This is a genomic window from Patulibacter defluvii (genome assembly GCF_034096925.1).
Taxonomy (GTDB): domain Bacteria; phylum Actinomycetota; class Thermoleophilia; order Solirubrobacterales; family Solirubrobacteraceae; genus Patulibacter; species Patulibacter defluvii.
Genome location: NZ_JAWZSQ010000004.1, coordinates 155,382 through 176,770 on the forward strand (window position 1 = coordinate 155,382; position 21,389 = coordinate 176,770).

21 protein-coding genes are annotated in these 21,389 nt (G+C 74.0%); 11 read left to right on the top strand and 10 right to left on the bottom strand.

Features of this window, described 5'->3' with window-relative positions:
* Positions 1-2: 2 nt before the first annotated feature.
* Positions 3-1,217 (bottom strand): acyl-CoA dehydrogenase family protein, encoded by a 1,215-nt coding sequence (locus SH587_RS06305; RefSeq protein WP_320669730.1) that lies wholly within the window; start codon positions 1,215-1,217, stop codon positions 3-5.
* A gap of 162 nt (positions 1,218-1,379) precedes the next feature.
* Between SH587_RS06305 and SH587_RS06310 the strand changes: the two genes are divergently transcribed.
* The 6 genes from SH587_RS06310 (at position 1,380) to SH587_RS06335 (ending at position 8,077) form a co-directional block, all read left to right on the top strand.
* A complete protein-coding gene (locus tag SH587_RS06310) occupies positions 1,380-2,108 on the top strand; it encodes a FadR/GntR family transcriptional regulator (RefSeq protein ID WP_320669731.1) in 729 nt (242 codons plus the stop codon).
* 129 nt (positions 2,109-2,237) lie between these two features.
* The gene (locus tag SH587_RS06315) at positions 2,238-3,794 is read left to right on the top strand and encodes an amino acid permease (protein WP_320669732.1); all 1,557 of its coding nucleotides are present in this window, start codon (positions 2,238-2,240) and stop codon (positions 3,792-3,794) included.
* Positions 3,791-5,128 carry a glutamine synthetase family protein gene (locus SH587_RS06320; RefSeq protein WP_320669733.1) on the top strand — a complete coding sequence of 446 codons (1,338 nt, stop codon included), beginning with the start codon at positions 3,791-3,793 and terminating at the stop codon, positions 5,126-5,128. Before SH587_RS06315 ends, SH587_RS06320 begins: the two co-directional genes overlap by 4 nt.
* An 8-nt stretch (positions 5,129-5,136) precedes the next feature.
* Positions 5,137-5,940: a gamma-glutamyl-gamma-aminobutyrate hydrolase family protein gene (locus SH587_RS06325; protein WP_320669734.1), complete on the top strand. Its 804-nt coding sequence runs from the start codon at positions 5,137-5,139 to the stop codon at positions 5,938-5,940.
* Entirely contained in the window at positions 5,937-7,307 is a 1,371-nt protein-coding gene (locus SH587_RS06330; RefSeq protein ID WP_320669735.1) for an aldehyde dehydrogenase family protein, read from the top strand. The genes SH587_RS06325 and SH587_RS06330 overlap by 4 nt, the downstream gene beginning before the upstream one ends.
* Positions 7,304-8,077 carry an SDR family oxidoreductase gene (locus SH587_RS06335; protein ID WP_320669736.1) on the top strand — a complete coding sequence of 258 codons (774 nt, stop codon included), beginning with the start codon at positions 7,304-7,306 and terminating at the stop codon, positions 8,075-8,077. Before SH587_RS06330 ends, SH587_RS06335 begins: the two co-directional genes overlap by 4 nt.
* A gap of 59 nt (positions 8,078-8,136) precedes the next feature.
* Here SH587_RS06335 and SH587_RS06340 read toward each other — a convergent pair whose 3' ends face one another.
* Positions 8,137-8,517 carry a VOC family protein gene (locus SH587_RS06340; protein WP_320669737.1) on the bottom strand — a complete coding sequence of 127 codons (381 nt, stop codon included), beginning with the start codon at positions 8,515-8,517 and terminating at the stop codon, positions 8,137-8,139.
* Positions 8,518-8,622: 105 nt separating this feature from the next.
* Here SH587_RS06340 and SH587_RS06345 point away from each other — a divergent pair, with 105 nt between their 5' ends.
* Complete coding sequence (locus tag SH587_RS06345) at positions 8,623-9,885, top strand: cytochrome P450 (protein ID WP_320669738.1); 1,263 nt, start codon at positions 8,623-8,625, stop codon at positions 9,883-9,885.
* 4 nt (positions 9,886-9,889) lie between these two features.
* On the opposite strand, the gene SH587_RS06350 is transcribed toward SH587_RS06345, so the two are convergent.
* Positions 9,890-10,270, bottom strand: a complete 381-nt coding sequence (locus tag SH587_RS06350; protein ID WP_320669739.1) for an FKBP-type peptidyl-prolyl cis-trans isomerase — start codon at positions 10,268-10,270, stop codon at positions 9,890-9,892.
* Positions 10,271-10,294: 24 nt separating this feature from the next.
* On the opposite strand from SH587_RS06350, the gene SH587_RS06355 reads away from it, so the two are divergent.
* A complete protein-coding gene (locus SH587_RS06355) occupies positions 10,295-10,633 on the top strand; it encodes a translation initiation factor (protein ID WP_320669740.1) in 339 nt (112 codons plus the stop codon).
* Positions 10,634-10,652: 19 nt separating this feature from the next.
* Here the strand turns inward: SH587_RS06355 and SH587_RS06360 are convergent, their stop codons facing one another.
* The 3 genes from SH587_RS06360 to SH587_RS06370 form a co-directional block, all read right to left on the bottom strand.
* Entirely contained in the window at positions 10,653-11,783 is a 1,131-nt protein-coding gene (locus SH587_RS06360) for an ATP-binding protein (RefSeq protein ID WP_320669741.1), read from the bottom strand.
* Positions 11,784-11,849: 66 nt separating this feature from the next.
* On the bottom strand, positions 11,850-13,085 hold the full coding sequence (locus SH587_RS06365) for a threonine ammonia-lyase (RefSeq protein WP_320669742.1): 1,236 nt from the start codon (positions 13,083-13,085) through the stop codon (positions 11,850-11,852).
* A 5-nt stretch (positions 13,086-13,090) separates the two neighbouring features.
* Entirely contained in the window at positions 13,091-13,483 is a 393-nt protein-coding gene (locus SH587_RS06370) for a RidA family protein (protein WP_320669743.1), read from the bottom strand.
* 114 nt (positions 13,484-13,597) lie between these two features.
* Here SH587_RS06370 and SH587_RS06375 point away from each other — a divergent pair, with 114 nt between their 5' ends.
* The 3 genes from SH587_RS06375 to SH587_RS06385 all read left to right on the top strand — a co-directional run bounded on the left by SH587_RS06375 (position 13,598) and on the right by SH587_RS06385 (position 18,437).
* The gene (locus tag SH587_RS06375) at positions 13,598-15,544 is read left to right on the top strand and encodes an alpha/beta fold hydrolase (RefSeq protein WP_320669744.1); all 1,947 of its coding nucleotides are present in this window, start codon (positions 13,598-13,600) and stop codon (positions 15,542-15,544) included.
* 43 nt (positions 15,545-15,587) lie between these two features.
* Positions 15,588-17,612: a thioredoxin domain-containing protein gene (locus tag SH587_RS06380; protein ID WP_320669745.1), complete on the top strand. Its 2,025-nt coding sequence runs from the start codon at positions 15,588-15,590 to the stop codon at positions 17,610-17,612.
* A gap of 141 nt (positions 17,613-17,753) precedes the next feature.
* The gene (locus SH587_RS06385; protein WP_320669746.1) at positions 17,754-18,437 is read left to right on the top strand and encodes a hypothetical protein; all 684 of its coding nucleotides are present in this window, start codon (positions 17,754-17,756) and stop codon (positions 18,435-18,437) included.
* 49 nt (positions 18,438-18,486) lie between these two features.
* Here SH587_RS06385 and SH587_RS06390 read toward each other — a convergent pair whose 3' ends face one another.
* From SH587_RS06390 to SH587_RS06405, 4 genes are read right to left on the bottom strand one after another with little or no spacing between them, the layout of a single operon-like run.
* Positions 18,487-19,119 (bottom strand): hypothetical protein, encoded by a 633-nt coding sequence (locus SH587_RS06390; RefSeq protein WP_320669747.1) that lies wholly within the window; start codon positions 19,117-19,119, stop codon positions 18,487-18,489.
* A gap of 31 nt (positions 19,120-19,150) precedes the next feature.
* Positions 19,151-19,501 (bottom strand): hypothetical protein, encoded by a 351-nt coding sequence (locus SH587_RS06395; protein ID WP_320669748.1) that lies wholly within the window; start codon positions 19,499-19,501, stop codon positions 19,151-19,153.
* Positions 19,502-19,523: 22 nt separating this feature from the next.
* On the bottom strand, positions 19,524-20,861 hold the full coding sequence (locus SH587_RS06400; RefSeq protein WP_320669749.1) for a glutamine synthetase family protein: 1,338 nt from the start codon (positions 20,859-20,861) through the stop codon (positions 19,524-19,526).
* A 53-nt stretch (positions 20,862-20,914) separates the two neighbouring features.
* Complete coding sequence (locus SH587_RS06405) at positions 20,915-21,295, bottom strand: winged helix-turn-helix transcriptional regulator (RefSeq protein WP_320669750.1); 381 nt, start codon at positions 21,293-21,295, stop codon at positions 20,915-20,917.
* Positions 21,296-21,389: the final 94 nt, after the last annotated feature.

Below are 21,389 nucleotides of genomic sequence, written 5' to 3' on the forward strand. Positions count from 1 at the left end.
CGCTAGATCGCGTAGCGCTTCAGCAGTCCCTTGGCGATGCCCATCCGCTGGATGTCGCTGGTGCCCTCGCCGATCAGCAGCAGCGGCGCGTCGCGGTAGATCCGCTCGATCTCGTACTCCTTGGAGAAGCCGAACCCGCCGTGGATCCGCAGCGACTCCTCGGCGTTCTTGTGGCCCGCCTCGGAGGCGGCCAGCTTCGCCATCGCGGCCTCGGTGTCCGAGCGCTCGCCCTTGTCCTTCAGCTCCGCGGCGCGGTAGGTCAGCAGGCGGGCGGCCTCGGTGCGGGTCGCCATGTCGGCCAGCTTCTCCTGCACCAGCTGGTGCTGGGCGATCGGCTTGCCGAACGTCTCGCGCTCCTGGGCGTAGCGGATCGCCAGCTCGAAGGCGCGCTGGGCGACCCCGACGCCGCGGGCGGCGACGTTGACGCGACCGACCTCGAGCGAGTCCATCATCTGCTTGAAGCCCTTGTTCAGGCCGCCCTCCTCGCCGCCGAGGATCTGGTCGGCGCCGAGCTTGTAGCCGTTGAAGACGAGCTCCGTGGACTCGACGCCCTTGTAGCCCATCTTCTTGATCTTCGGCGGGACCTCGAAGCCCTCGTACTCGCCGGTGTTGACCTCGACGCCCGGCTCCTTCTCGCAGATGAAGCAGGTCATGCCCTTGTACTTCGGCTGCGCCTCGGGATCGGTGACCACGAGCACGAAGACCAGGCCGCTCATCAGGCCGTTGGTGACCCACAGCTTCTGGCCGTTGATCTCGTAGCGGCCGTCGTCGAGCTTCTTGGCGGCGGTCTTGATCGCCTGCACGTCCGACCCGCAGTGCGGCTCGGAGAGCGAGAACGCGGCCCGCAGCTCGCCGGTCGCCATCTGCGGCAGGTACTTCTGCTTCTGCTCGTCGGTGCCGAACTTCATCAGCAGGTAGGCGCCGATGAAGTGGGTGTTGATGATGCCCGGGATCGAGATCCAGCCGCGGGCCAGCTCCTCGGCGATCCGCGCGTAGGTCTGGAGATCGAGGCCGAGGCCGCCGTACTCCTCCGGCAGCGTGACGCCGAAGAGGCCCAGCTCCTTGAGGCCGTCGACGATCGGCGCGGGCCACTCGTCCTTGGCGTCGTAGTGCTCGGCCTGCGGGATCACCTGCTCGTCGGTGAACTGGCGGACGAGCGAGACGATCTCCTCCCGGACCTCGGGATCGGTGGGCTCGGAAGCGAAAGCGGTGGCCATGAAGGTGCTCCGGTGACGGTGGAACCCACGTCCTACCGGCGGTCGTCGTACCGCCCGGACGCGGAGGGAGAGACCGCTCAGAATACTTCGGCGGGCGCCGCGCCGTCCGCCGCCCGTCCGCCGGCCACGTCACCGCGCGGTCGGCGGTGTAGCGTCACCGGCATGGCGGCCGACGCCACCGAGGCGGTCCTCTCCCCCGTCCACGCCCCGACGACCTTCGAGGAGACCGTCGAGCGGCTGGGCAGCGCGATCCGTCTCGGCGTGCTCGCTCCCGGCCACCAGCTGCCGCCCGAGCGCGAGCTGGCCGAGCAGCTGCGGATCTCGCGCTCGACCCTCCGCCAGGCGCTGACGGCGCTGGTCCAGTCCGGCCACCTGGTCTCCCAGCGCGGCCGCGGCGGCGGCACCTTCGTCGCCGAGCAGCCGCCGCTGGCCGCCCACCAGGAGCCCGGTCCGCTGCCCGCCGACTGGCGCGACCAGGTGGCCGCGCGGCGGGCGTTCGAGGTCGGCGCGGTCTGCCTGGCCGCCGAGCGCGCGGCCAGCGAGCCCGACGTCGTCGCTCCCGGGATCGCGGCGATGCGGCGCCAGATCGAGCTGATGGACGCGGCCGACGCCTTCCCCGCCTACCGCCGCGCCGACGTCGCGCTGCACATCGCCCTCGTCGAGCTGACCGGCGTCCGGCGGCTGGTGCTGCAGGCGACCGAGATCCAGGCCGGCGCGACCGAGCTGATCGCCCACATCGCCCACCCGCGCGAGGTCCTGGGCCACTCGAACGCCGAGCACGTGCGGCTGGTCGACGCGATCGAGCGGGGCGACGTGACGGTCGCGATCCGGACCGTCCGCCGCCACCTGGCCGGCACCGAGCACGTGCTCGCCGGCCTCGCTCGCGGCTGACCCGGCGGCGCCGTTTCGCCAGCCGGACAAGCCGGCTTGGACAGCGCGCGGTTGACGACGACCGGAGCCCGCGGGTAGGTTCGCCCGGTCAAAGGCGTGACCTGCAAACCTTTAACCGGGAGCGGACGGATGACCACGGCGGAACAGCCACTCTCAGACGACGAGCGTCGCCTCGCCGAGCTGGGCTACAAGCAGGATCTGGAGCGGTCGCTGAGCGGCTTCTCGAACTTCGCGATCAGCTTCTCGATCGTCTCGATCCTGACCGGCGGCCTGGCCAGCTACGGGATCGGGCTCCAGAACGGCGGCCCGATCACGATGGCCTGGGGCTGGCCCCTGGTCTCGGTGATGGTGCTGTTCGTCGGCATGGCGATGGCCGAGCTGGCCTCCGCCTACCCGACCTCGGGCGGCCTCTACTGGTTCGCCTCGCGGCTCGGCAAGCCGGCCCACGGCTGGTTCACCGGCTGGTTCAACCTGGTCGGCCAGATCGCCGTCACCGCCGCGATCGACTACGGCGCGGCGATCTTCGTGACCGCCGTCCTCGAGGTGCTCGGCGCCGGCCTCGGCACCGACCGCAACACGATCTTCTACGTCTTCACGGCGATCCTGATCCTGCACGCCTTCATGAACGTGCTCGGGCCGCACCTGGCGACCCGGATCAACATGGTCTCCGCCTGGTGGCACGTGGCCGGCGTCGCGGTCTTCGTGATCGTGCTGGCGTTCGCCTCCGACAGCCACCAGAGCTTCTCGTTCGTCTTCACCGACACGGTCGACAACTCCGGCGTCGGCTTCGGCGGCGTCACCTTCAGCTTCCTGCTCGGCCTGCTGCACGCCCAGTACACCTTCACCGGCTACGACGCCTCGGCCCACATGTCCGAGGAGACCCACAACGCCTCGACCGCGGTCGCCAAGGGGATCATCAACACGATCCTCGTCTCGGCCGTCTTCGGCTACGTGCTGATCCTGGCCGTGACCTTCGCGATCCCCGGCTCGGCCCAGGCGACGCTCGACGCGACCGCCGAGGCCGGCCTGCCCTCGCCGGTGATCTACATCCTCGACACCCAGCTGAGCGGCTTCCTCTCCGGGATGCTGCTGATCATCGCCGCCACCGCGCAGCTGTTCTGCGGCTACGCCTCGGTGACCGCGGCCTCGCGGATGCTCTACGCCTTCTCGCGCGACGGCGCCGTCCCCGGTTCGCGCCTCTGGCAGCGGCTGACCCACCGCCGGGTCCCCGCCAACGCCGTCGTGCTGGTGGTCGTCTTCGCCTGGATCCTGCTGATCCCGTCGCTGGTGGTGGCCAAGGACAAGGCCGGCGTCGCCTACGCGGCCGCGACCTCGATCGCCGTGATCGGCCTCTACATCTCGTACGCGATCCCGATCTGGCTGCGGCTGAAGCACGGCGACCGCTTCGAGACCGGCGACTGGAGCCTCGGCCGCTGGTACCGCCCGGTCGGGATCGTGGCCCTGATCTGGGTCGCGATCATCTGCGTGCTGTTCATCATCCCGGCGGCCGACGCGGGCCTGCCCTGGAACGACGACTTCACCTGGAGCAGCGTCAACTTCGCGCCGCTGACCGTCGCCGCGGTGCTCGGCACGGTCGGGATCTGGTGGCTGCTCTCCGCCCGCCGCTGGTTCACCGGCCCGAAGCACACGATCCACCAGATCGAGGAGGAGTTGGACGTCGCATGAGCCTGACGCTCGAACAGCTGCGCGCGCAGGTCGCCGACGGGACGGTCGACACCGTCCTGCTGGCGATCTGCGACATGCAGGGCCGGCTCCAGGGCAAGCGCCTGGTCGCCCGCCACTTCGTCGACGAGATCGCCGAGCACGGCGCCGAGGGCTGCAACTACCTGCTCGCGGTCGACGTCGAGATGAACACCGTCGACGGCTACGCGATGAGCTCGTGGGAGCGCGGCTACGGCGACTTCGTGATGCAGCCCGATCTGGCGACGCTGCGGCCGGTGCCGTGGCAGCCGGGCACGGTCGTCTGCCTGGCCGACGTCCGCTGGCTCGACGGCAGCGACGTCGTCGCCTCGCCGCGCCAGGTCCTGCGCCGCCAGCTCGACCGGCTGGCGGAGCGGGGCTGGACCTGCAACGCCGCCACCGAGCTGGAGTTCATGGTCTTCCGGACCGGCTACGAGCAGGCCTGGAAGCAGGCCTACCGCGACCTCGTGCCGGCCAACCTCTACAACGTCGACTACTCGCTGCTGGGCACCGCCCGGGTCGAGCCGCTGCTGCGCCGGATCCGCAACGAGATGCTGGCGGCGGGGATGCCGGTCGAGGACTCCAAGGGCGAGTGCAACCTGGGCCAGCACGAGATCAACATCCGCTACGGCGACGCCCTGACGACCGCCGACCAGCACTCGATCTACAAGAACGGGGCCAAGGAGATCGCCGCCCAGGAGGACCACGCGATCACCTTCATGGCCAAGTTCGACGAGCGCGAGGGCAACAGCTGCCACATCCACGTCTCGCTCGCCGACGCCGCCAGCGGCCGCAACGTCTTCGGCGGCGACCGGACGCTGTTCGAGCGGTTCGTCGCCGGTCAGCAGGCGCACCTGCGCGACCTGACGCTGTTCTTCGCCCCCAACGTCAACTCGTACAAGCGCTACGCCTCGGCCTCGTTCGCGCCGACCGCGGTCGCCTGGGGCGAGGACAACCGCACCTGCGCGCTGCGGGTGGTCGGCCACGGCGAGGGGCTGCGGGTGGAGAACCGCGTGCCGGGCGCCGACGTCAACCCCTACCTGGCGCTGGCGGCGACGATCGCGGCCGGGCTCGACGGGATCGACCGCGAGCTGGAGCTGGGGCCGCCGCTGGAGGGCAACGCCTACCTCGCCGACGTCCCGAAGGTGCCGGGGACGCTGACCGAGGCCCGCGACCTGTTCGTCGCCAGCCCGCTGGCCCGCGAGGCGTTCGGCCAGGAGGTCGTCGACCACTACGCCAACAACGCCCGCGTCGAGCTGCAGGCGTTCGAGTCCGCGGTCACCGACTGGGAACGCTTCCGCGGCTTCGAACGGCTGTGATGGCGAGCATGCCCCGCCGCCCCGTCATCGGCGTCACCGCCGCCCACGAGCCGATCCGCCACGGCGTCGCCTGGCAGCAGCCGGCGCACTTCACCCCCGCCAACTACGTCGACGGGCTCCAGCGTGCCGGCGCGCGGGTGCTGCTGCTGCCGGTCGACCCGCGCGACACCGCCGACCCCGGCCCGCTGCTCGACGGGCTCGACGGGCTGGTGCTGACCGGCGGGATCGACCTCGACCCCGACAGCTACGGCGCCGAGCGCGATCCCCGGACCGATCCCGGTGACCGCGAGCGCGACGCCTTCGAACTCGCCCTCGCCCGCGCCGCCGAGCAGCGCGACCTGCCGCTGCTGGCGATCTGCCGCGGGATGCAGATCGTCAACGCGGCCGACGGCGGGACGCTGATCCAGCACCTGCCGGACGTCGTCGCGAGCGACGAGCACCGGCGGGTCCCCGGCACGCTCGACGAGCGCAACGCCCACCCGGTGGCGCTCGTCCCCGGCTCGCTGGCCGCCCGCGCGTCCGGCGCCGAGTCGGTCGCGGTCCGCTCCCACCACCACCAGGCGCTCGACCGGGTCGCCGACGGCTGGACGGTCACCGGCCGCGCCGAGGACGACGTGATCGAGGCGATCGAACGGCCCGGGCGCCGCTTCTGCCTGGCCGTCCAGTGGCACCCGGAGGGCGATCCCGCCACCCGGCTCTTCGATGCCCTCGTGCGGGCCGCGGCCGAGCCCGGCGCCCGTCCCGCCCCCGGCGCGCCGGCCGCCCCGGCGCCGCCCGAGCCCTCCACCCCCGACCAACAGGAGACGCGTTGAGCACCCACGCCGTCCTCGAGCCGGCCACCGGCGAGACGCTGCGCGAGATCCCCTCGGCGACCCCCGACGACGTCGACGCCGCCGTCGCCCGCGCCACGGCCGCCTTCCCCGGCTGGCGCGCCGTCAGCCCCTCCGACCGCGCCCGGCTGCTGCTGCGGCTGGCCGACGCGATCGAGGACCAGCAGGAGCAGCTGGCCCGGCTGGAGGCCCGCAACGCCGGCCACGCGATCGGCAACGCGCGCGGCGAGATCGGCCAGGCCGCCGCCACCTTCCGCTACATGGCGGGCGGGGTCGAACGGCTGCTCGGGGCCACGATCCCCGTCACCGGCGGGGTCGCGATGACCTTCCGCGAGCCGCTCGGCGTCGTCGGCCTGATCACGCCCTGGAACTTCCCGCTGCCGATCGCCTCGTGGAAGCTCGCCCCGGCGCTGGCCGCGGGCAACTGCGCGATCCTCAAGCCGGCCGAGCTGACGCCGCTGACCGCGATCGAGCTGGAGCGGATCGCGCTCGAGGTCGGGATCCCCGAGGGCGTGCTGCAGGTCGTCTCCGGCCCCGGTCGGACCGCCGGCCAGCGGCTGGTCGAGCACCCCGACGTGGCGAAGATCGCCTTCACCGGCTCGACGGCGGTCGGGGCCGGGATCCAGCGCGCCGCCGCCGACACGATCAAGCGGGTGACGCTGGAGCTGGGCGGCAAGTCGGCGAACGTCGTCTTCGCCGACGCCGACCTGGAGGCGGCGGCCGCGGCCGCGCCGTGGGCGGTCTTCGACAACGCCGGCCAGGACTGCTGCGCGCGCTCGCGGATCCTCGTCCAGCGCTCGGCGCTCGACCGCTTCCTGGAGCTGCTGGAGCCGCACGTGACCGGCTTCCGCGTCGGCGACCCGCTCGACGAGGCGACCGCGATGGGGCCGCTGATCAGCGCCGGCCACCGCGACAAGGTGGCGTCGTTCGTGCCCGACGGCGCGCCGGTCGCGTTCCGCGGCAGCGCCCCCGACGGCCCCGGCTTCTGGTTCCCGCCGACCGTCCTCTGCCCGATCGACCCCGACGCCCCGGCCGCCCGCGAGGAGATCTTCGGCCCGGTCGTGGCGGTGCTGCCGTTCGACGACGAAGCCGACGCGATCCGGATGGCCAACGACACGATCTACGGCCTCTCCGGCTCGATCTGGACCCAGAACGGCGCCCGCGGGCTGCGGGTGGCGCGGGCGATCGACAGCGGCGTGCTGTCGATCAACTCGAACAGCTCGGTCCGGGTCGCCACCCCCTTCGGCGGCTTCAAGCAGTCGGGGATCGGGCGCGAGCTCGGGCCCTACGCGCTCGAGGCCTACAGCGAGCTGAAGACCGTCTACCACCACACCGAGGAGTCCGCGTGAGCGAGTCCACCCCCGCCCTCCACCCCGGCCGCCTGGAGGGCAAGGTCGCGATCGTCACCGGCGCGGCGTCCGGCATCGGCGCCGAGACCAGCCGCGTCTTCCGCGAGCAGGGCGCGACCGTGGTCGGCTTCGACCTGGCGGGCGAGATCCCGGGGGTCGACCTCGCGATCAGCGGCGACGTCACCTCGTCGGACGCGGTCCGCGACGCCTACCAGCAGGTCCGTGACACGTTCGGCACGATCGACGTGCTGTTCCACAACGCCGGGATCTCGCCGCCCGACGACGCCGGGATCCTGGAGACCGAGGAGGACGCCTGGCAGCGGGTCCAGGACGTCAACCTGAAGTCGGTCTACCTGGGCTGCAAGCACGGCCTGCCCCACCTGTTGGAGACCGGCGGCGGCTCGATCATCAACACCGCCTCGTTCGTGGCGGTGATGGGCGCGGCGACCTCGCAGATCAGCTACTCGGCGTCGAAGGGCGGCGTGCTGGCGATGAGCCGCGAGCTGGGCGTGCAGTACGCGCGCCAGGGCGTGCGGGTCAACGCGCTCTGCCCCGGCCCGGTCGACACGCCGCTGCTGCAGGAGCTGTTCGCGAAGGACGTCGAGGCCGCCCAGCGGCGGCTGGTGCACGTGCCGATGGGCCGCTTCGCGCGCGCCCGCGAGATCGCCAACGCGGTCCTCTTCCTCGCCTCCGACGAGGCGAGCTTCGTCAACGCCGCGACCTTCCTGGTCGACGGCGGCATCAGCGGCGCCTACGTCACGCCGCTGTAGGCCGGCGAGCGCCCGCCCGTCCCCGCGCGGGACGGGCGGCGCTCCCACCTCCGCCGGCGCTACTCGGCCGGCGTCTCGACGATCCAGATCCAGTTGCCGTCGGGATCCTCGAGCGAGATCATCCGCGGCGCGCCGGGGATGTCCGACGGCGGATCGACCTCGATCCCGACCGTGCCCAGCCGCTGGTGCTCGGCGTCGAGGTCGGGCGTCTCGACCCCGATCGAGCCGCCGCCGGGGGTGCCGTTCATCGGCGGGTTGAGGGCCAGCCGGGCGGTCGAGCCGGGCGGGGCGACCTCGAGCCAGCGGTTGCCGCCCTGCTCGCCGAACGAGACGTCGGCGCGGACCTCGAAGCCGAGCTTGTCGCGGTAGAAGGCGAGTGCGGCGTCCTGGTCGGCGACGGTGAACATCGCGACGCCGATGTTGTTGATGGTGGAGCTCATGTCGATGGAGACTGCCACCCGCGCGGGAACTCATCGCGCAACCTCGGCTTGACATTCGGACATAGTGTCTGACAGCCTGCCCGAAACCGATCGGGAGGAGCGACGATGAGCAGCACCGAGACCGCCGCCAACGCGGTCGCCGACATCTCGGCGCAGGAGTTCTGGACGCGGCCGATCGCCGAGCGCGAAGCGGCGTTCCGACGGCTGCGCGACGAGGACCCGGTCTCGCGGCAGCGGCAGCCGGAGGGCCACCTGGTCGACATCGGCGGCGAGCTGACCGGCCCCTACTGGGCGCTCTCCCGCTACGAGGACATCCGCCGCGTCTCGCGCGATCCGGCGACGTTCTGCTCCGGGCGCGGCGTGATGCTGGAGGACGCGCCGCAGGAGTTCCTCGACGCGGCGCTCTCGATCCTGGCGATGGACGACCCGCGCCACGCCGCCGTCCGCGGGCTGATCGGCGCCGGCTTCACCCCGCGGACGGTCAAGCTGCTGGAGGACGGGATCCGGCGCGACGCCCGCCAGGTCGTCGACGAGCTGGGCGAGCACGGCGACGGCGACTTCGTGGCCCTGGTCGCCAAGCGGCTGCCGGAGATGACGATCATGCGGATGCTCGGCGTGCCCGAGGCCGACCGCGACGAGCTGGTCCACCACGCCGACGCGATGGTCTCGTGGAACGACCCGGTCTACCTCGACGGCCGCGACCCGATCGCCGTCGTCGGCGAGGCGCTGTTCCGGCTCCACCAGGCGTGCAGCGAGCTGGCCGAGGAGCGGCGGGCGAGCCCGGGCGACGACCTGCTGAGCCAGCTGGTCCACGCCGAGATCGACGGCGAGCGGCTGCGGACCGAGGAGATCGCCGCCTTCTTCGTGCTGCTGTCGGTGGCCGGCAACGACACCACCCGCCACACCAGCTCGCACGCGATGGTCGCGATCGACCGCGACCCCGAGCAGCGGGCGCTGCTGCTGGAGGACCCGGACGCGCGGCTGCAGGCGACCGCCGTCGACGAGTTCGTCCGCTGGGCGAGCCCGGTGATGACCTTCCGCCGGACCGCGACCCGCGACTGCGAGATCGCCGGCCAGCCGATCGCGGCCGGCGACAAGGTGGTGCTGCTCTACCCCTCCGGCAACCGCGACGAGCGGGCCTTCGACCGGCCCGACCGCTTCGACGTCGCCCGGACCCCGAACCGCCACCTCGGCTTCGGCGGCGGCGGGCCCCACTACTGCCTGGGCGCGCCGCTGGCCAAGCTCCAGCTGCGGGCGCTCTTCGGCGAGCTGCTCACCCGCTACCCGCGGATCGCGGTCGGCGACCCCGACCCGCTGGTCGGGAACTTCGTCAACGGGGTCCGCTCGCTGCCGATGACGCTGGGGTGACGGTTCAGCGGACGCCGATCAGGTCGACGACGAAGACCAGCGTCTCGTCGGGCTTGATCACGCCGCCGGCGCCGCGCTTGCCGTAGCCGAGCATCGGCGGGATCGTGATCCGGCGGCGGCCGCCGACCTTCATCCCGGCCACGCCCTGGTCCCAGCCCTGGATCACCTGGCCGCGACCGAGCGGGAACTTGAAGGTGTCGCCGCGGTCCCAGGAGGCGTCGAACTGCTTGCCGTCCGACCACGCCACGCCGACGTAGTGGACCTCGACGACGTGGCCCGACGCGGCCTCCTCGCCGTCCCCCACCACCAGGTCCTCCAGCTCGAGCTGGAAGGAGGGCGGGGTGTCGGCCGGGATCTCGACCGTGGGCTTCTCGTTCAGGGCCATGCCCAGGACGCTACCGTCCCGGGCATGCCCCGCGGCGACTCGAACCTGGTCTGGTCCAGCGACGGCGGCGATCAGCGCCGGCGCGACCGCTCGTCCGCCCGCCCCGCCCCCGCCCCGGCCGCCGGCGGCCGGGCCAAGGTCCGGCGCGAGACCGCCGGCCGCCGCGGCAAGACCGTCACGACCGTCTCCGGGCTGCCGCTCGACGACGACGGCGTGCGGGCGCTGGCCGGCCGGTTGAAGAAGCGCTGCGGCGTCGGCGGATCGGCCAAGGACGGCGTGATCGAGCTGCAGGGCGACCACCGCGACACGGTGATGGAGGTCCTCGCCGCCGAGGGCATCGACGCCGTGCTCGCCGGCGGCTGACGCGGCGACGGGCGGCGGCTCAGCCCGCGGGCCAGCCACGCCGCGCCACCCAGCGGGCCAGCAGCGGGTCGACGAACCGCCAGCCGTGATCGTCGCGGACGACGTGCTGGCCCTCGGCGCCGAGATCGTCGAGCGCCGACTGGAGGGTCGCCCGCGCCACGCCGTGGCGGTTCGCGGCCCGGCTGCCGGTCGGGGCGAGGCCGTCGGCGATCGCCGCCAGCACCGCCTTGCGGCCGGCCGCGAGCCCGTCCCAGACCGCCTGGTGGGCCTCGGCGGTGTGGGCCAGGGCGCGGTCGAGGACGGCGTCGGCCAGCGCCGCGTCGCCGGTCGCGCCCAGCTGCAGCTCGCGGTGGAGCAGGTGCGCCAGCAGCATCGTCCGCTGCGGATGGCCGGCGGCGGCGGTCGCCAGCAGCCCCAGCGCCTCGCCCGGCTGCTCCTCCAGCTCGGCGAACCGCTCGTGCAGCTCGTCGACCACCTCGTCGAGCGGCAGCGGGCCCAGCTCCAGCGGCTCGGCCTGCCCGTAGAGCGGCCGCTCGCGGTCGGCGAAGAGCGCCCGCATCAACGACGGGTGGGAGCCGGCGTAGACGTAGACCGCCGCCTCGCCGTGGTACTGGACGTGCGAGCGCAGCAGCCCGTCGAGCCGCGAACCGGCCGAGAGCAGGTCCTGGAACTCGTCGAGCACGACCAGCGTCGGCGTGCCGTCGCGCTCGTGCAGCCGGACCGGCAGGTCGAGCAGCTCGGCGGCGGCGGCCAGCGTCGCCTCGCCGTGGTCGCGGCGGCCGGCCGGCGCGACCGAGACACCGGGACCGGCCGGCGTCAGCGTCAGCCCCAGCCGCGACCCGAGCACGTCGAGCTGACCGCTGACCCGGTGGTCGCGGAGCCCGCGGTAGGCGGTGGCGATCCGGCCGCAGACCTCGGCCAGCGAGGTCACGCCGTAGAGGTCGATGTGGACCGTCCGCCAGCCGGTCTGGCGCAGGCGGCTGGCGTGGGCCAGCAGCAGCGACGTCTTGCCGAAGCGACGCGGCCCGGCCAGCCGCACGTGGGCGCGATCGGCCGCCGCCAGGTGCAGGCGCTCGAGCGCGTCGTGGCGGTCGATCAGCGCCTCGGGCGCGATCGGCGTCTCGAACGGGAAGGGCCGGACCGGGGGCACGTCGCCAGCCTACCGTCCCTGTATGGCAATCGCCATACATTTCTGTATGCCATTTCCCATACAGGCTCAGCCCAGCTCGCGGACCGCGTAGCCCGCGCCGGTCAGTGCCTCCCGGACCGCCCGCGCGTGCTCCGGGCCGCGGGTCTCCAACGCCAGTTGGACCGCCGTCTCCCGCACGTGCAGGGCGACGCCGTCGCGGACGTGCTGGACCTCGACCAGGTTCGCCCCGGTCGCGCCGACCTCGGTCAGCAGCCGCGCCAGCGATCCCGGCCGGTCGCTGACCACGGTCAGCAGCACCAGCCGCCGGCCGACGACGCTCTCGTGGCGGCGGGCGATCGCGGCGACCAGCCCCGGGTCGACGTTGCCCCCCGACAGCACCAGGACCGTCGTGCCCGACGCCGGGGCCGCGATCAGTCCCGGTCGCGCGGCGGCGGCCGAGACCGCGCCGGCGCCCTCGACCACCAGCTTGGCCCGCTCCAGCAGCGTCACCATCGCCTCGGCGATCGCGTCCTCGTCGACGCCGACGACGTCGTCGAGCAGCGCCTCGACCAGCGGCAGGGTCACCTCCCCCGGCTGCTTGACGGCGATCCCGTCGGCGATCGTCGGCGTGCCCTCGTCGACCGCGCCCGCCGCTCCGGAGCGGGCCCGCAGGTAGGGCGCGCAGGCCTCCGCCTGGACGCCGATCACGCGCACGTCCGGTCGCGCCCGCTTGACCGCCAGCGCGATCCCGCAGGAGAGGCCGCCGCCGCCGAGCGGCACCACCACCTGGGCCAGGTCGGGCACCTGCTCCAGCAGCTCCTGCCCGACGGTCGCCTGGCCGGCGATCACGTCCGGGTCGTCGAACGGGTGCAGGAAGGCCATCCCCGTCGCGGCCGCCCGCTCGCGCGCGGCCGCGACCGCGTCGATCACCGAGGCGCCGCCGCGGTGGACGCGGGCGCCGAGGCCGGCGCAGGCGTCGAGCTTCGCGATCGGCGCCCCCTCCGGCATGAAGACCTCGCACGGGACGCCCCGCTCGCGGGCCGCGTAGGCGACGGCCTGGGCGTGGTTGCCGGCGCTGCCCGCGACCACGCCGGCGGCCGCGTCGGGCCCGAGCGCGGCGACCTTCGCCAGCGCCCCGCGGAGCTTGAACGACCCGGTCCGCTGCAGGTTCTCGGCCTTGAGGACGATCGGGCCGCCGAACCGCTCCGAGAGCCCGCGCGAGCTGAGCACCGGGGTCGGGCGGACGACGTCGGCGATCGCCGCGGCCGCCCGCGCGCGCCGCGCGTCGTCGACGACCGCCCAGGGATCGACCGCGGCGTCCATCGGCGCTACCCCGGCAGCAGGACGACGGCGTCCAGCTCGACCTGGGCGCCCTTCGGCAGCGCCGCGACCCCGATCGCCACCCGCGCCGGCGGATCGTCGGCGAAGAAGCGGCCGTAGACCTCGTTGACCTCGGCGAACGCGCCCATGTCGGTCAGGTAGACGGTCACCCGGACCGCGTCGGCCAGCGATCCGCCGGCCGCCGAGACGACCGCCCGCAGGTTCTCCAGGCACTGCTGCGCCTGCTCGGCCGGGGTCGTGCCGACCAGCTCGCCGCTGGCCGGGTCGAGCGGGATCTGGCCGGAGCAGAAGAGCAGGCCGTTGGCCGCGACGGCGTGGACGTAGGGGCCGATCGCCGCGGGGGCGTCGGGGGCGTTGATCGGACGGCGAGCGCTGCTCACGGCGGGCTCCGGGACGGTCAGGGCAGGGTCCGCCGACCATACCCCGCAGGGCGGCCGGCACCGCCCGTCCAGCCGGGGATCGTCTCGGACACGGTGCTCAGTAGCCTGGCGCGTGTGCCGACCCCCCGCCGCGCGATCGCGCTCGCCGCGACCCTGCTCGTCCCGCTGCTCGCCTCCCCCGCGGCGGCGGCGCCACCCACCGCGGCCTTCCGCTCCTGCGGCAGCCAGCAGCCCGGCCGCACCCAGTGCGCGCGGGTGGCGGTGCCGCTCGACCGGACCGACGCGAGCGCCGGCGAGGTCCGCCTGGCCGTCCGCCGGACGCAGGCCGGACGGCGGCGGTTCGCGGCCCGGCCGGAGGCGGTCCTCTTCCTGGCCGGCGGCCCCGGCGAGGCGACCACGTCCTCCCACGCGGCGGTGCTGGCGCCGCTGGCCCCGCTGCTGCGCGGCCGCGACCTGCTGACCGTCGACACCCGCGGGACCGGTCGCTCCTCCGACCTGATCGTCTGCCCCGAGCTGGCCAGCCCGACCGACCTGCGGGACCGGTCGTCGCTCGCCTCGTGCGCCCGCCGGCTGGGACCGGCGGCCGACCGCTACGGCACCGCCGACGTCGTCGCCGACCTCGACCAGGTCCGTGCCGCGGCCGGCTACGAGCGGCTGCTGGTGGTCGGGGTCTCCTACGGCACCTACACCGCCCAGCGCTACGCCGCCGCCCATCCCGACCGCGTCTCCGGGCTGCTGCTCGACTCCCCGGTCGACGGCGCCGGCGACGACCCGTTCGGGCTCGCCAGCGCCCGCGCGGCGGGCGAGCTGCTGGTCCGCGCCTGTCGCGGCGGCGCCTGCGCCGGGGTCACCCGCGACCCGCGCGGCGACCTGGTCCGGCTGCAGGCCCGGCTGCCCGTGCGGGCCGCGATCGACGGCGGTCGCGGGCGGCGGGTGCCGACGACGATCGGCGGCGACGCGCTGCTCCAGCTGAGCAGCCTGGGCGACGTCGACCCGCTGCTGCGGGCGCCGCTGCCGGGGGCGATCCGGCGGGCCGCCGAGGGCGATCCGGCGCCGCTGGTCCGGCTCGCGCGCGAGACCGGCCTGCTCGACGGGCCCGACGACGACGGCGACCCGACCGCGGCCGCCGGCTCCGCCGGGCGGCTGAGCCTGGGCACGCTGATGGCGGTCGCCTGCCGCGACACCGCGTTCCCGTGGACGACGGCGACCGCGGTCGGCGAGCCGCGGCTGGCGGCCGCCCGCGCCGCCCTCGACGCGCGGCCCGCCGGCGACCGCGGCGGCTGGTCCCCGGACGCGCTGATCGCCGCCGGGATGGCCGGCAGCTGCGCCTGGTGGCCGACCGGGCCCGATCCGGCGGCCGCCGTCGGTCCGCTGCCGACGGTGCCGACGCTGATCCTCAGCGGCCGCGAGGACCAGCGGACCCCGACCGCGGCGGCCGAGCGGCTGGCGGCCCGGATCCCCGGCGCGCGGCTGCTCGTCGCTCCCGGCGCCGGCCACTCGCTGCTGCTCGCCGACCGTCCCTGCGTGCGCGGCGCGGTGGCGCGGTTCGCGACCGGTGGGGCGCCGCCGCGCTGCTCGGCCCTCCCCGCCCCGCCCGCGTCGCCGCTGCCGCCGGCGTCGGCCCGCGAGCTCGGCCGCAGCCCGCGGGCCCGCGGCCAGGCCGTGGCCCAGCGGACGGTCGACGACGCGGTCACGGTGACGTTCCAGCGGATCCTGCGCGAGCTCGACCTGACGCAGCTGCTCTCCGACGACGAGCAGGCGCCGGTCTCGTTCCGGATCGCCGGCCTCCGCAGCGGCTACCTGCGGGTGACCGACGCGCGGCTGCTGCTGCGACGGCTGGGCTACGTGCCGGGCACGGCGGTCACGGGTGCGCTGGGAGGCCGCAAGACGGCGGTCGTCGAGGTCCGCGGGCGCGGTTTGCGGCCGGGCCGCTACCGGGTCCGCAACCCGCTCGGCGACCCGAGGCGGCTGCTGGAGCTGCTCGGGCTCGACCCGGACCAGCTGGAGCAGCTGAGCGACGGGGCGACCCGGGCGATCGAGCGGCTGGCGGGCCGTCGCTGAGCGTCCGCAGGCCCGCGGGCCCGCTCTGCGAGGCTGCGGGGTGATGCCGAACGCGCTCGCCGCCGAGACCTCGCCCTACCTGCTCCAGCACGCCGAGAACCCGGTCGCGTGGCTGCCGTGGGGTGCGGCGGCCCTCGAGCGGGCGCGGCGCGAGGACAAGCCGCTGCTGGTCTCGATCGGCTACAGCGCGTGCCACTGGTGCCACGTGATGGCCCACGAGTCGTTCGAGGATCCGGCGGTGGCGGCGCTGATGAACGAGCGGTTCGTCTGCGTGAAGGTCGACCGCGAGGAGCGGCCGGACGTCGACGCGCTCTGCATGGAGGCGGTCCAGGCGATGACCGGCCACGGCGGCTGGCCGCTGAACGTCTTCCTGACCCCGGAGCAGCAGCCGTTCCACGGCGGCACCTACTTCCCGCCCGAACCGCGGCGCGGGATGCCGTCGTGGCGGATGGTGCTGGACGCGGTCGCCGAGGCGTGGCAGGAGCGGGCCGGCGAGATCCGCGGCCAGCTGGCCGACGTCGCGGCCCAGCTCTCGGGCGCGGTGCGGCTGACCCCGGCCGACGCGGTGCCCGGTCCGGAGCTGCTGGACGAGGCGGTCCGCGGGCTGGCGGCGGGCTACGACAGCGTCCAGGGCGGCTTCGGCAGCGACGGGCCGAAATTCCCGCCCCACGCGGCGCTGCTGTTCCTGCTCCAGCGGGCGACCGAGGACGACGAGCCGGGGCGGCGGGCGGCGGCGATGGCCCGTCAGACGCTGCGCTCGATGGCCTCGGGCGGGATCCACGACCAGCTCGGCGGCGGCTTCGCGCGCTACGCGGTCGACGCCAGCTGGACGGTCCCCCACTTCGAGAAGATGCTCGACGACAACGCGCTGCTGGCGCGGGCCTACGTCGAGGGCTGGCGGCTGTGGGGCGACGAGCGGCTGCGCGAGACGGCCGAGCGGACGCTCGACTTCCTGGAGGCCGAGCTGCGCGGCCCCGAGGGCGGGTTCCTCGCCGCGCTCGACGCCGACAGCGAGGGGGTCGAGGGGCGGTTCTACGTCTGGACGCCCGAGCAGCTGCGGGCGGCGCTGGAGCCCGCGGACGCGGCGGCGGCGATCGACTGGCTGGGCGTGACCGAGGAGGGGAGCTTCGAGCACGGCGCGAGCGTGCTGGAGGACCGCGGCGAGCGGCCCGACGACGCGACGGTCGAGCGGATCCGATCCGGTCTGCTGGCGGCCCGGGCGACGCGGGTGCGGCCGGGGGTCGACGACAAGCGGATCGCCGGCGCGAACGGCCTGGCGATCCACGCCTTCGCGCTGGCGGCGGCCGCCTTCGGCGACGAGCGGCGGCTGGCGGTGGCGGTCGAGGCGGCGGCGTTCGTGCGGCGCGAGCTGACGGTCGACGGGCGGCTGCGGCGGACCTGGTCGGACCGGGTGGAGGCGGACCGGGCCCGCCACGACGCGGTCCTGGAGGACCACGGGTTCCTGTTGGAGGCGGCGGTCGCGCTCTACGAGGCCGGCGGCGATCCCACGCACCTGGCGTGGGCGGGCGAGCTGGCCGACGCGATCGTCGAGCGGTTCCGGGACCCGGAGCGGGGCGCGTTCTTCTCGACCGCGGTCGACGCCGCCGAGCCGCTGCCGGTGCGCCGGATCGAGCTCGACGACGCGCCGGCGCCCTCGGGCGGCGCGGCGGCGGCCCGCGGCCTGCTGCGGCTGGCGGCGCTGACCGGCGAGCCCGAGCGGGCGGCGGCGGCCGAGGGCTGGCTGCGGCTGGCGGCGACGGTGGCCGGACGGGCGCCGCAGGCGGTGGCGTACGCCCTGCTGACCCTCGACGAGCACCACCGTCCCCCGCGCGAGGTCGCGATCGTCGGCCCGCCGGAGCAGCGGGCGGCGCTGGTGGCGGTGGTCCGCGAGCGACCGCGGCCGGGCCTGGTGCTGGCGGTCGGGGACGGCGTCGACGACGGCGGCGTGCCGCTGCTGCGCGACCGCCCGCCGCTCGCGGGCCGGGCGGCGGCCTACGTCTGCGAGCGGTTCGCGTGCCGGGCGCCGGTGACCGATCCCGACGCCCTGCGGGCCGCGCTCGACGGCTGACCGGGACCGCCGGTCTACACCGTCCAAGCGGGGCCGGGGGATCGGCGCCGTGGCCCGCGCGAGCCAGTAGGGTGCGGCGACGCGGCACCGGGGATGCCCGGGTCGCGTTGTCCCACCCTCCCTTCTCCCCCGAGGAACCACATGCAGCTTCGCACCCTGCTCGTTGCCGCCCCAGTCGCGGTGCTTGCCGTCGGCGTCCCGGCCACGGCGTCGGCCGCCACGATCGCGCCGACCAAGGCCTGCTACACGAACGTCCCGACCAAGCAGTCGGAGAACATCACCTTCACGATCTCCGGCGGTACGCCGGGTGGTCAGTACCAGGTGATCGTCGACGGCTACGGTTCGGCCACCGGCACCTTCGACGGGGCCGGCAACGCCACGCCGACGCTGACGGGCAAGTTCAGCATGGGCACGATCGGCCCGGTCAGCGGCAAGAGCTTCCCGGTCAAGGTGACCGAGTTCGGCGCCTCGGGCCCGGTCGTCACCGGCAACACCACGGTGCGCGCGACCAACGCCGCCCTCGACATCGCCCGCAAGCCGAGCAACCCGTTCCGCAAGCGGACGTGGCGCGTCTCCGGCCTGACCCCGCTGTTCGGCGCCGGCTCGCTCTACGCGTCGTACGTCAGCGGCAAGGGCTCGAGCAACAAGGTCGTCAAGCGCGTCAAGCTCGGCCGGCCGAACGCCTGCGGCTACCTGAAGGTCAAGCGCCTGCTGCCGCCGAAGCGCGCGTACCGCACCTGGACGGTCTTCGTCCACGTCGGTTCGAAGCTCGACAAGAACAAGTCCCTGGGCTTCAACTTCCGCACCTTCCGGCGCTACTACTAGCCCCGGAGGCAGGTCCGGCCAGCCGATCGTCAGTCGGCTGGTCGGGTGCCTAGCGGTACGGGACGACGTCGATGGTGAGGCCGCGACCGGCCAGCTCGTAGACGTTGTCCCGTACCGTCGCCGTCACGGTCCGCCCGTCGGCGGTTCTCCCGCGGACCATCTCGATGCCGTCCGCCATCGCCCCTCGCACGACGTTCACGGGCGGCAGTGATGCGCTCAGCGGCCCAGCTCCCCGGTTCTGGCCGACGGCGCTCGCCGGCGAGCTCGTCTGCAGGATCTGGAGGCGATTCCGCCTGGCCGCGTCGAGCGGCTGACAGGCGCCCGTCCCGTCGCCGATGACGAGGCAGACCGCGTTCGCCCCAGGGACGAGGAACCACGGTCTGCGCGGATCTCCTCCGCGCGGAACCGCTGCGCGGGCCAGCGCTGGATTGGGCCGCGCGACCGCTCTCAGGCGTGCGTCCATCGCGCTGATGAACCGGCGCACGCGTGGAGGAACGGCGACCGGCGACGGCGTCCGGAGAACGCCGAACGTCTCCGCCGCTGTAAGCCCCGGCGCGCGCTCGTCGAGATCGCGTCCGCGCTGCGGCGTCTCCGCGCCGCCTCGCTCTCGGACCGTCACGACGGACACGGCCAGCGCCGTCAGGAGCAGCGCGGCAGCGACCGCCCAGCGCAAGCGTCGCATGACGGGAGCGGTGCCGCCGGCGCCCGTCCGCCTACCAGTTCTGCCAGGCGGTGAACCAGGTGGTGTCCGACGACGAACTGACGGTGACGCGTCCTCGCCTGGGCTTGCAGCCGCAGTAGGGGTGCGTGACGCCCTGGCTGCCGGTCACGTCCGCCGGCGTGCACCAGGAGCTCCCCGCGGGCTCGCCGTTGGATTCCAGCGCGTTGACGCACGCCACCGCGTGGCCGGGATAGGCGTTGTAGACCGCCCCCGAGACGCTCGTCAGGTTCTTGCTCGAGCCGGTGACCGTACGGTCGCCCGCCGACGCGCCGTCGTACATCCACTCCTGGCCCGCGGAAGCCTCGGCGCCGCCGATCGTGCCGAGGGCCAGCGCCGACACCACGAGCCCTCGGCCCCGCCACCCCTCAGAGCACCGGCAGGTACCGGTCCAGCTCCCACCGCGTCACCTGGACGCGGTAGTCCTCCCACTCCTCGCGCTTGATCTCCACGAAGCGGTCGAGGGTGTGCTCGCCGAGCGCCCGCAGCACCAGCTCGGACTCGGCCGCCAGCTCGACGGCCTCGCCGAGGGTCTCGGGCAGCTGCTCGATCCCCAGCCGCCGGCGGTCGTCGGGCGACAGGTGGTAGAGGTTGCGCTCCATCGGCTCGGGCAGCTCGTAGCCGCGCTCGATGCCGTCCAGGCCCGCGTGCAGCAGGAGGGCGAAGACCAGGTAGGGGTTGCAGGCCGGATCGGGACAGCGCAGCTCCATCCGCGTCGCCTGCTCCTTGCCCGGGTGGTAGAGCGGCACCCGCACCAGGGCCGAGCGGTTGCGGCGCGACCAGGCCACGTAGACCGGGGCCTCGTAGCCGGGCGCCAGGCGCTTGTAGCTGTTGACCCACTGGGCGAAGATCGCCGACATCTCGCGCGCGTGGCGCAGCTGCCCCGCGATGAACGCCTTGCCGACGTCGGAGAGGAAGTAGCGATCGTCCGGGTCGTAGAAGGCGTTGCGCCCGTCGCGGAAGAGCGACAGGTGGGTGTGCATGCCCGAGCCGTTCTCGCCCGTCATCGGCTTCGGCATGAAGGTCGCGTGCCAGCCGTGCTGCATCGCGATCTCCTTGACCGTCAACCGGTAGGTCATGCAGTCGTCGGCCATCTTGAGGGCGTCCGCGTAGCGGATGTCGATCTCGTGCTGCGACGGACCGCCCTCGTGGTGGCTGTACTCCACCTTCATGCCCATCGCCTCGAGCGCCAGGGCGGTGTCGCGGCGGACGTCGGAGCCGGCGTCGAGCGCGGTCAGGTCGAAGTAGCCGCCCTCGTCCAGCGGCTCCGGCTCGCGGCTGTCCTTGAACAGGAAGTACTCCAGCTCCGGACCGACGTTGAAGCTGTCGAAGCCCATCGCCTCCATCCGCTTGATCGCGCGCCGGAGGATGTAGCGCGGATCGCCCTCGTAGGGCGTCCGCTCGGGCGTGTGGACGTCGCAGAACATCCGGGCGACGCCCTCGGACTTCGGCGTCCAGGGCAGGATCGCGAAGGTCGAGGCGTCGGGCACGGCGATCATGTCCGACTCCTCGACGGCGTTGAAGCCGGTGATCGAGGAGCCGTCGAAGCCCATCCCTCCCTCGAACGCGTCGTCGAGCTCCGAGGCGTTGACCGAGAACGACTTCAGCTGGCCGAGGATGTCGGTGAACCACATCCGGACGAAGCGGATGTCGTGCTCCGCCACCAGGCGCTTGACGTCCTCGGGGGTGCGCGGGGTGTCGGCCACGGTGTCGTTCGCTCCTGCGGAAGGGGTCGGTGCGCGCGAGCGCACGCTGGAGGCTAGCCGAGCGGCGCGCCGGGGCCGTTCGCCGTCGGGACATCATCGGCCATCCAACGTTGTCCCCAGCGCTCCAGCGCGGCGACCACCGGCCGCAGCTCGTGGCCCTTCGCGGTCAGCCCGTAGAGCACCCGCAGCGGCGGGCCGGGATGGACCTGGCGCTCGACCACGCCGCTCAGCTCCAGCTCCTTCATCCGCTGCGACAGCACGCGATCGGAGAGCCCGGGCACCGCGGCGGCGACCTCGCTGAACCGCTGCGGACCCTCGGTGAGCAGGACCGCCACGATCGCGCCCGTCCAGCGGCGCCCGATCAGCTCGACGGCCAGGTGGTAGTGCGGGCAGCACCCGCGATCCGGCAGGTCGTCCTGGTCCTCGGCGATCATCGAGTCCCTTCCCCCACGGTGCTGATCCTACGGTCGGTCGCGGCGGCGTGGCCGGTCGCGCTCGCGCGGGAACGCCGAAGGCCGCCCGATCCGG

Coding starts and splice junctions, on each gene's coding strand:
- SH587_RS06305 (WP_320669730.1), bottom strand. CDS start 1,217: ATGGCCACCGCTTTCGCTTCCGAGCCCACCGATCCCGAGGTCCGGGAG.
- SH587_RS06310 (WP_320669731.1), top strand. CDS start 1,380: ATGGCGGCCGACGCCACCGAGGCGGTCCTCTCCCCCGTCCACGCCCCG.
- SH587_RS06315 (WP_320669732.1), top strand. CDS start 2,238: ATGACCACGGCGGAACAGCCACTCTCAGACGACGAGCGTCGCCTCGCC.
- SH587_RS06320 (WP_320669733.1), top strand. CDS start 3,791: ATGAGCCTGACGCTCGAACAGCTGCGCGCGCAGGTCGCCGACGGGACG.
- SH587_RS06325 (WP_320669734.1), top strand. CDS start 5,137: ATGCCCCGCCGCCCCGTCATCGGCGTCACCGCCGCCCACGAGCCGATC.
- SH587_RS06340 (WP_320669737.1), bottom strand. CDS start 8,517: ATGAGCTCCACCATCAACAACATCGGCGTCGCGATGTTCACCGTCGCC.
- SH587_RS06345 (WP_320669738.1), top strand. CDS start 8,623: ATGAGCAGCACCGAGACCGCCGCCAACGCGGTCGCCGACATCTCGGCG.
- SH587_RS06350 (WP_320669739.1), bottom strand. CDS start 10,270: ATGGCCCTGAACGAGAAGCCCACGGTCGAGATCCCGGCCGACACCCCG.
- SH587_RS06355 (WP_320669740.1), top strand. CDS start 10,295: ATGCCCCGCGGCGACTCGAACCTGGTCTGGTCCAGCGACGGCGGCGAT.
- SH587_RS06365 (WP_320669742.1), bottom strand. CDS start 13,085: ATGGACGCCGCGGTCGATCCCTGGGCGGTCGTCGACGACGCGCGGCGC.
- SH587_RS06380 (WP_320669745.1), top strand. CDS start 15,588: ATGCCGAACGCGCTCGCCGCCGAGACCTCGCCCTACCTGCTCCAGCAC.
- SH587_RS06385 (WP_320669746.1), top strand. CDS start 17,754: ATGCAGCTTCGCACCCTGCTCGTTGCCGCCCCAGTCGCGGTGCTTGCC.
- SH587_RS06390 (WP_320669747.1), bottom strand. CDS start 19,119: ATGCGACGCTTGCGCTGGGCGGTCGCTGCCGCGCTGCTCCTGACGGCG.
- SH587_RS06405 (WP_320669750.1), bottom strand. CDS start 21,295: ATGATCGCCGAGGACCAGGACGACCTGCCGGATCGCGGGTGCTGCCCG.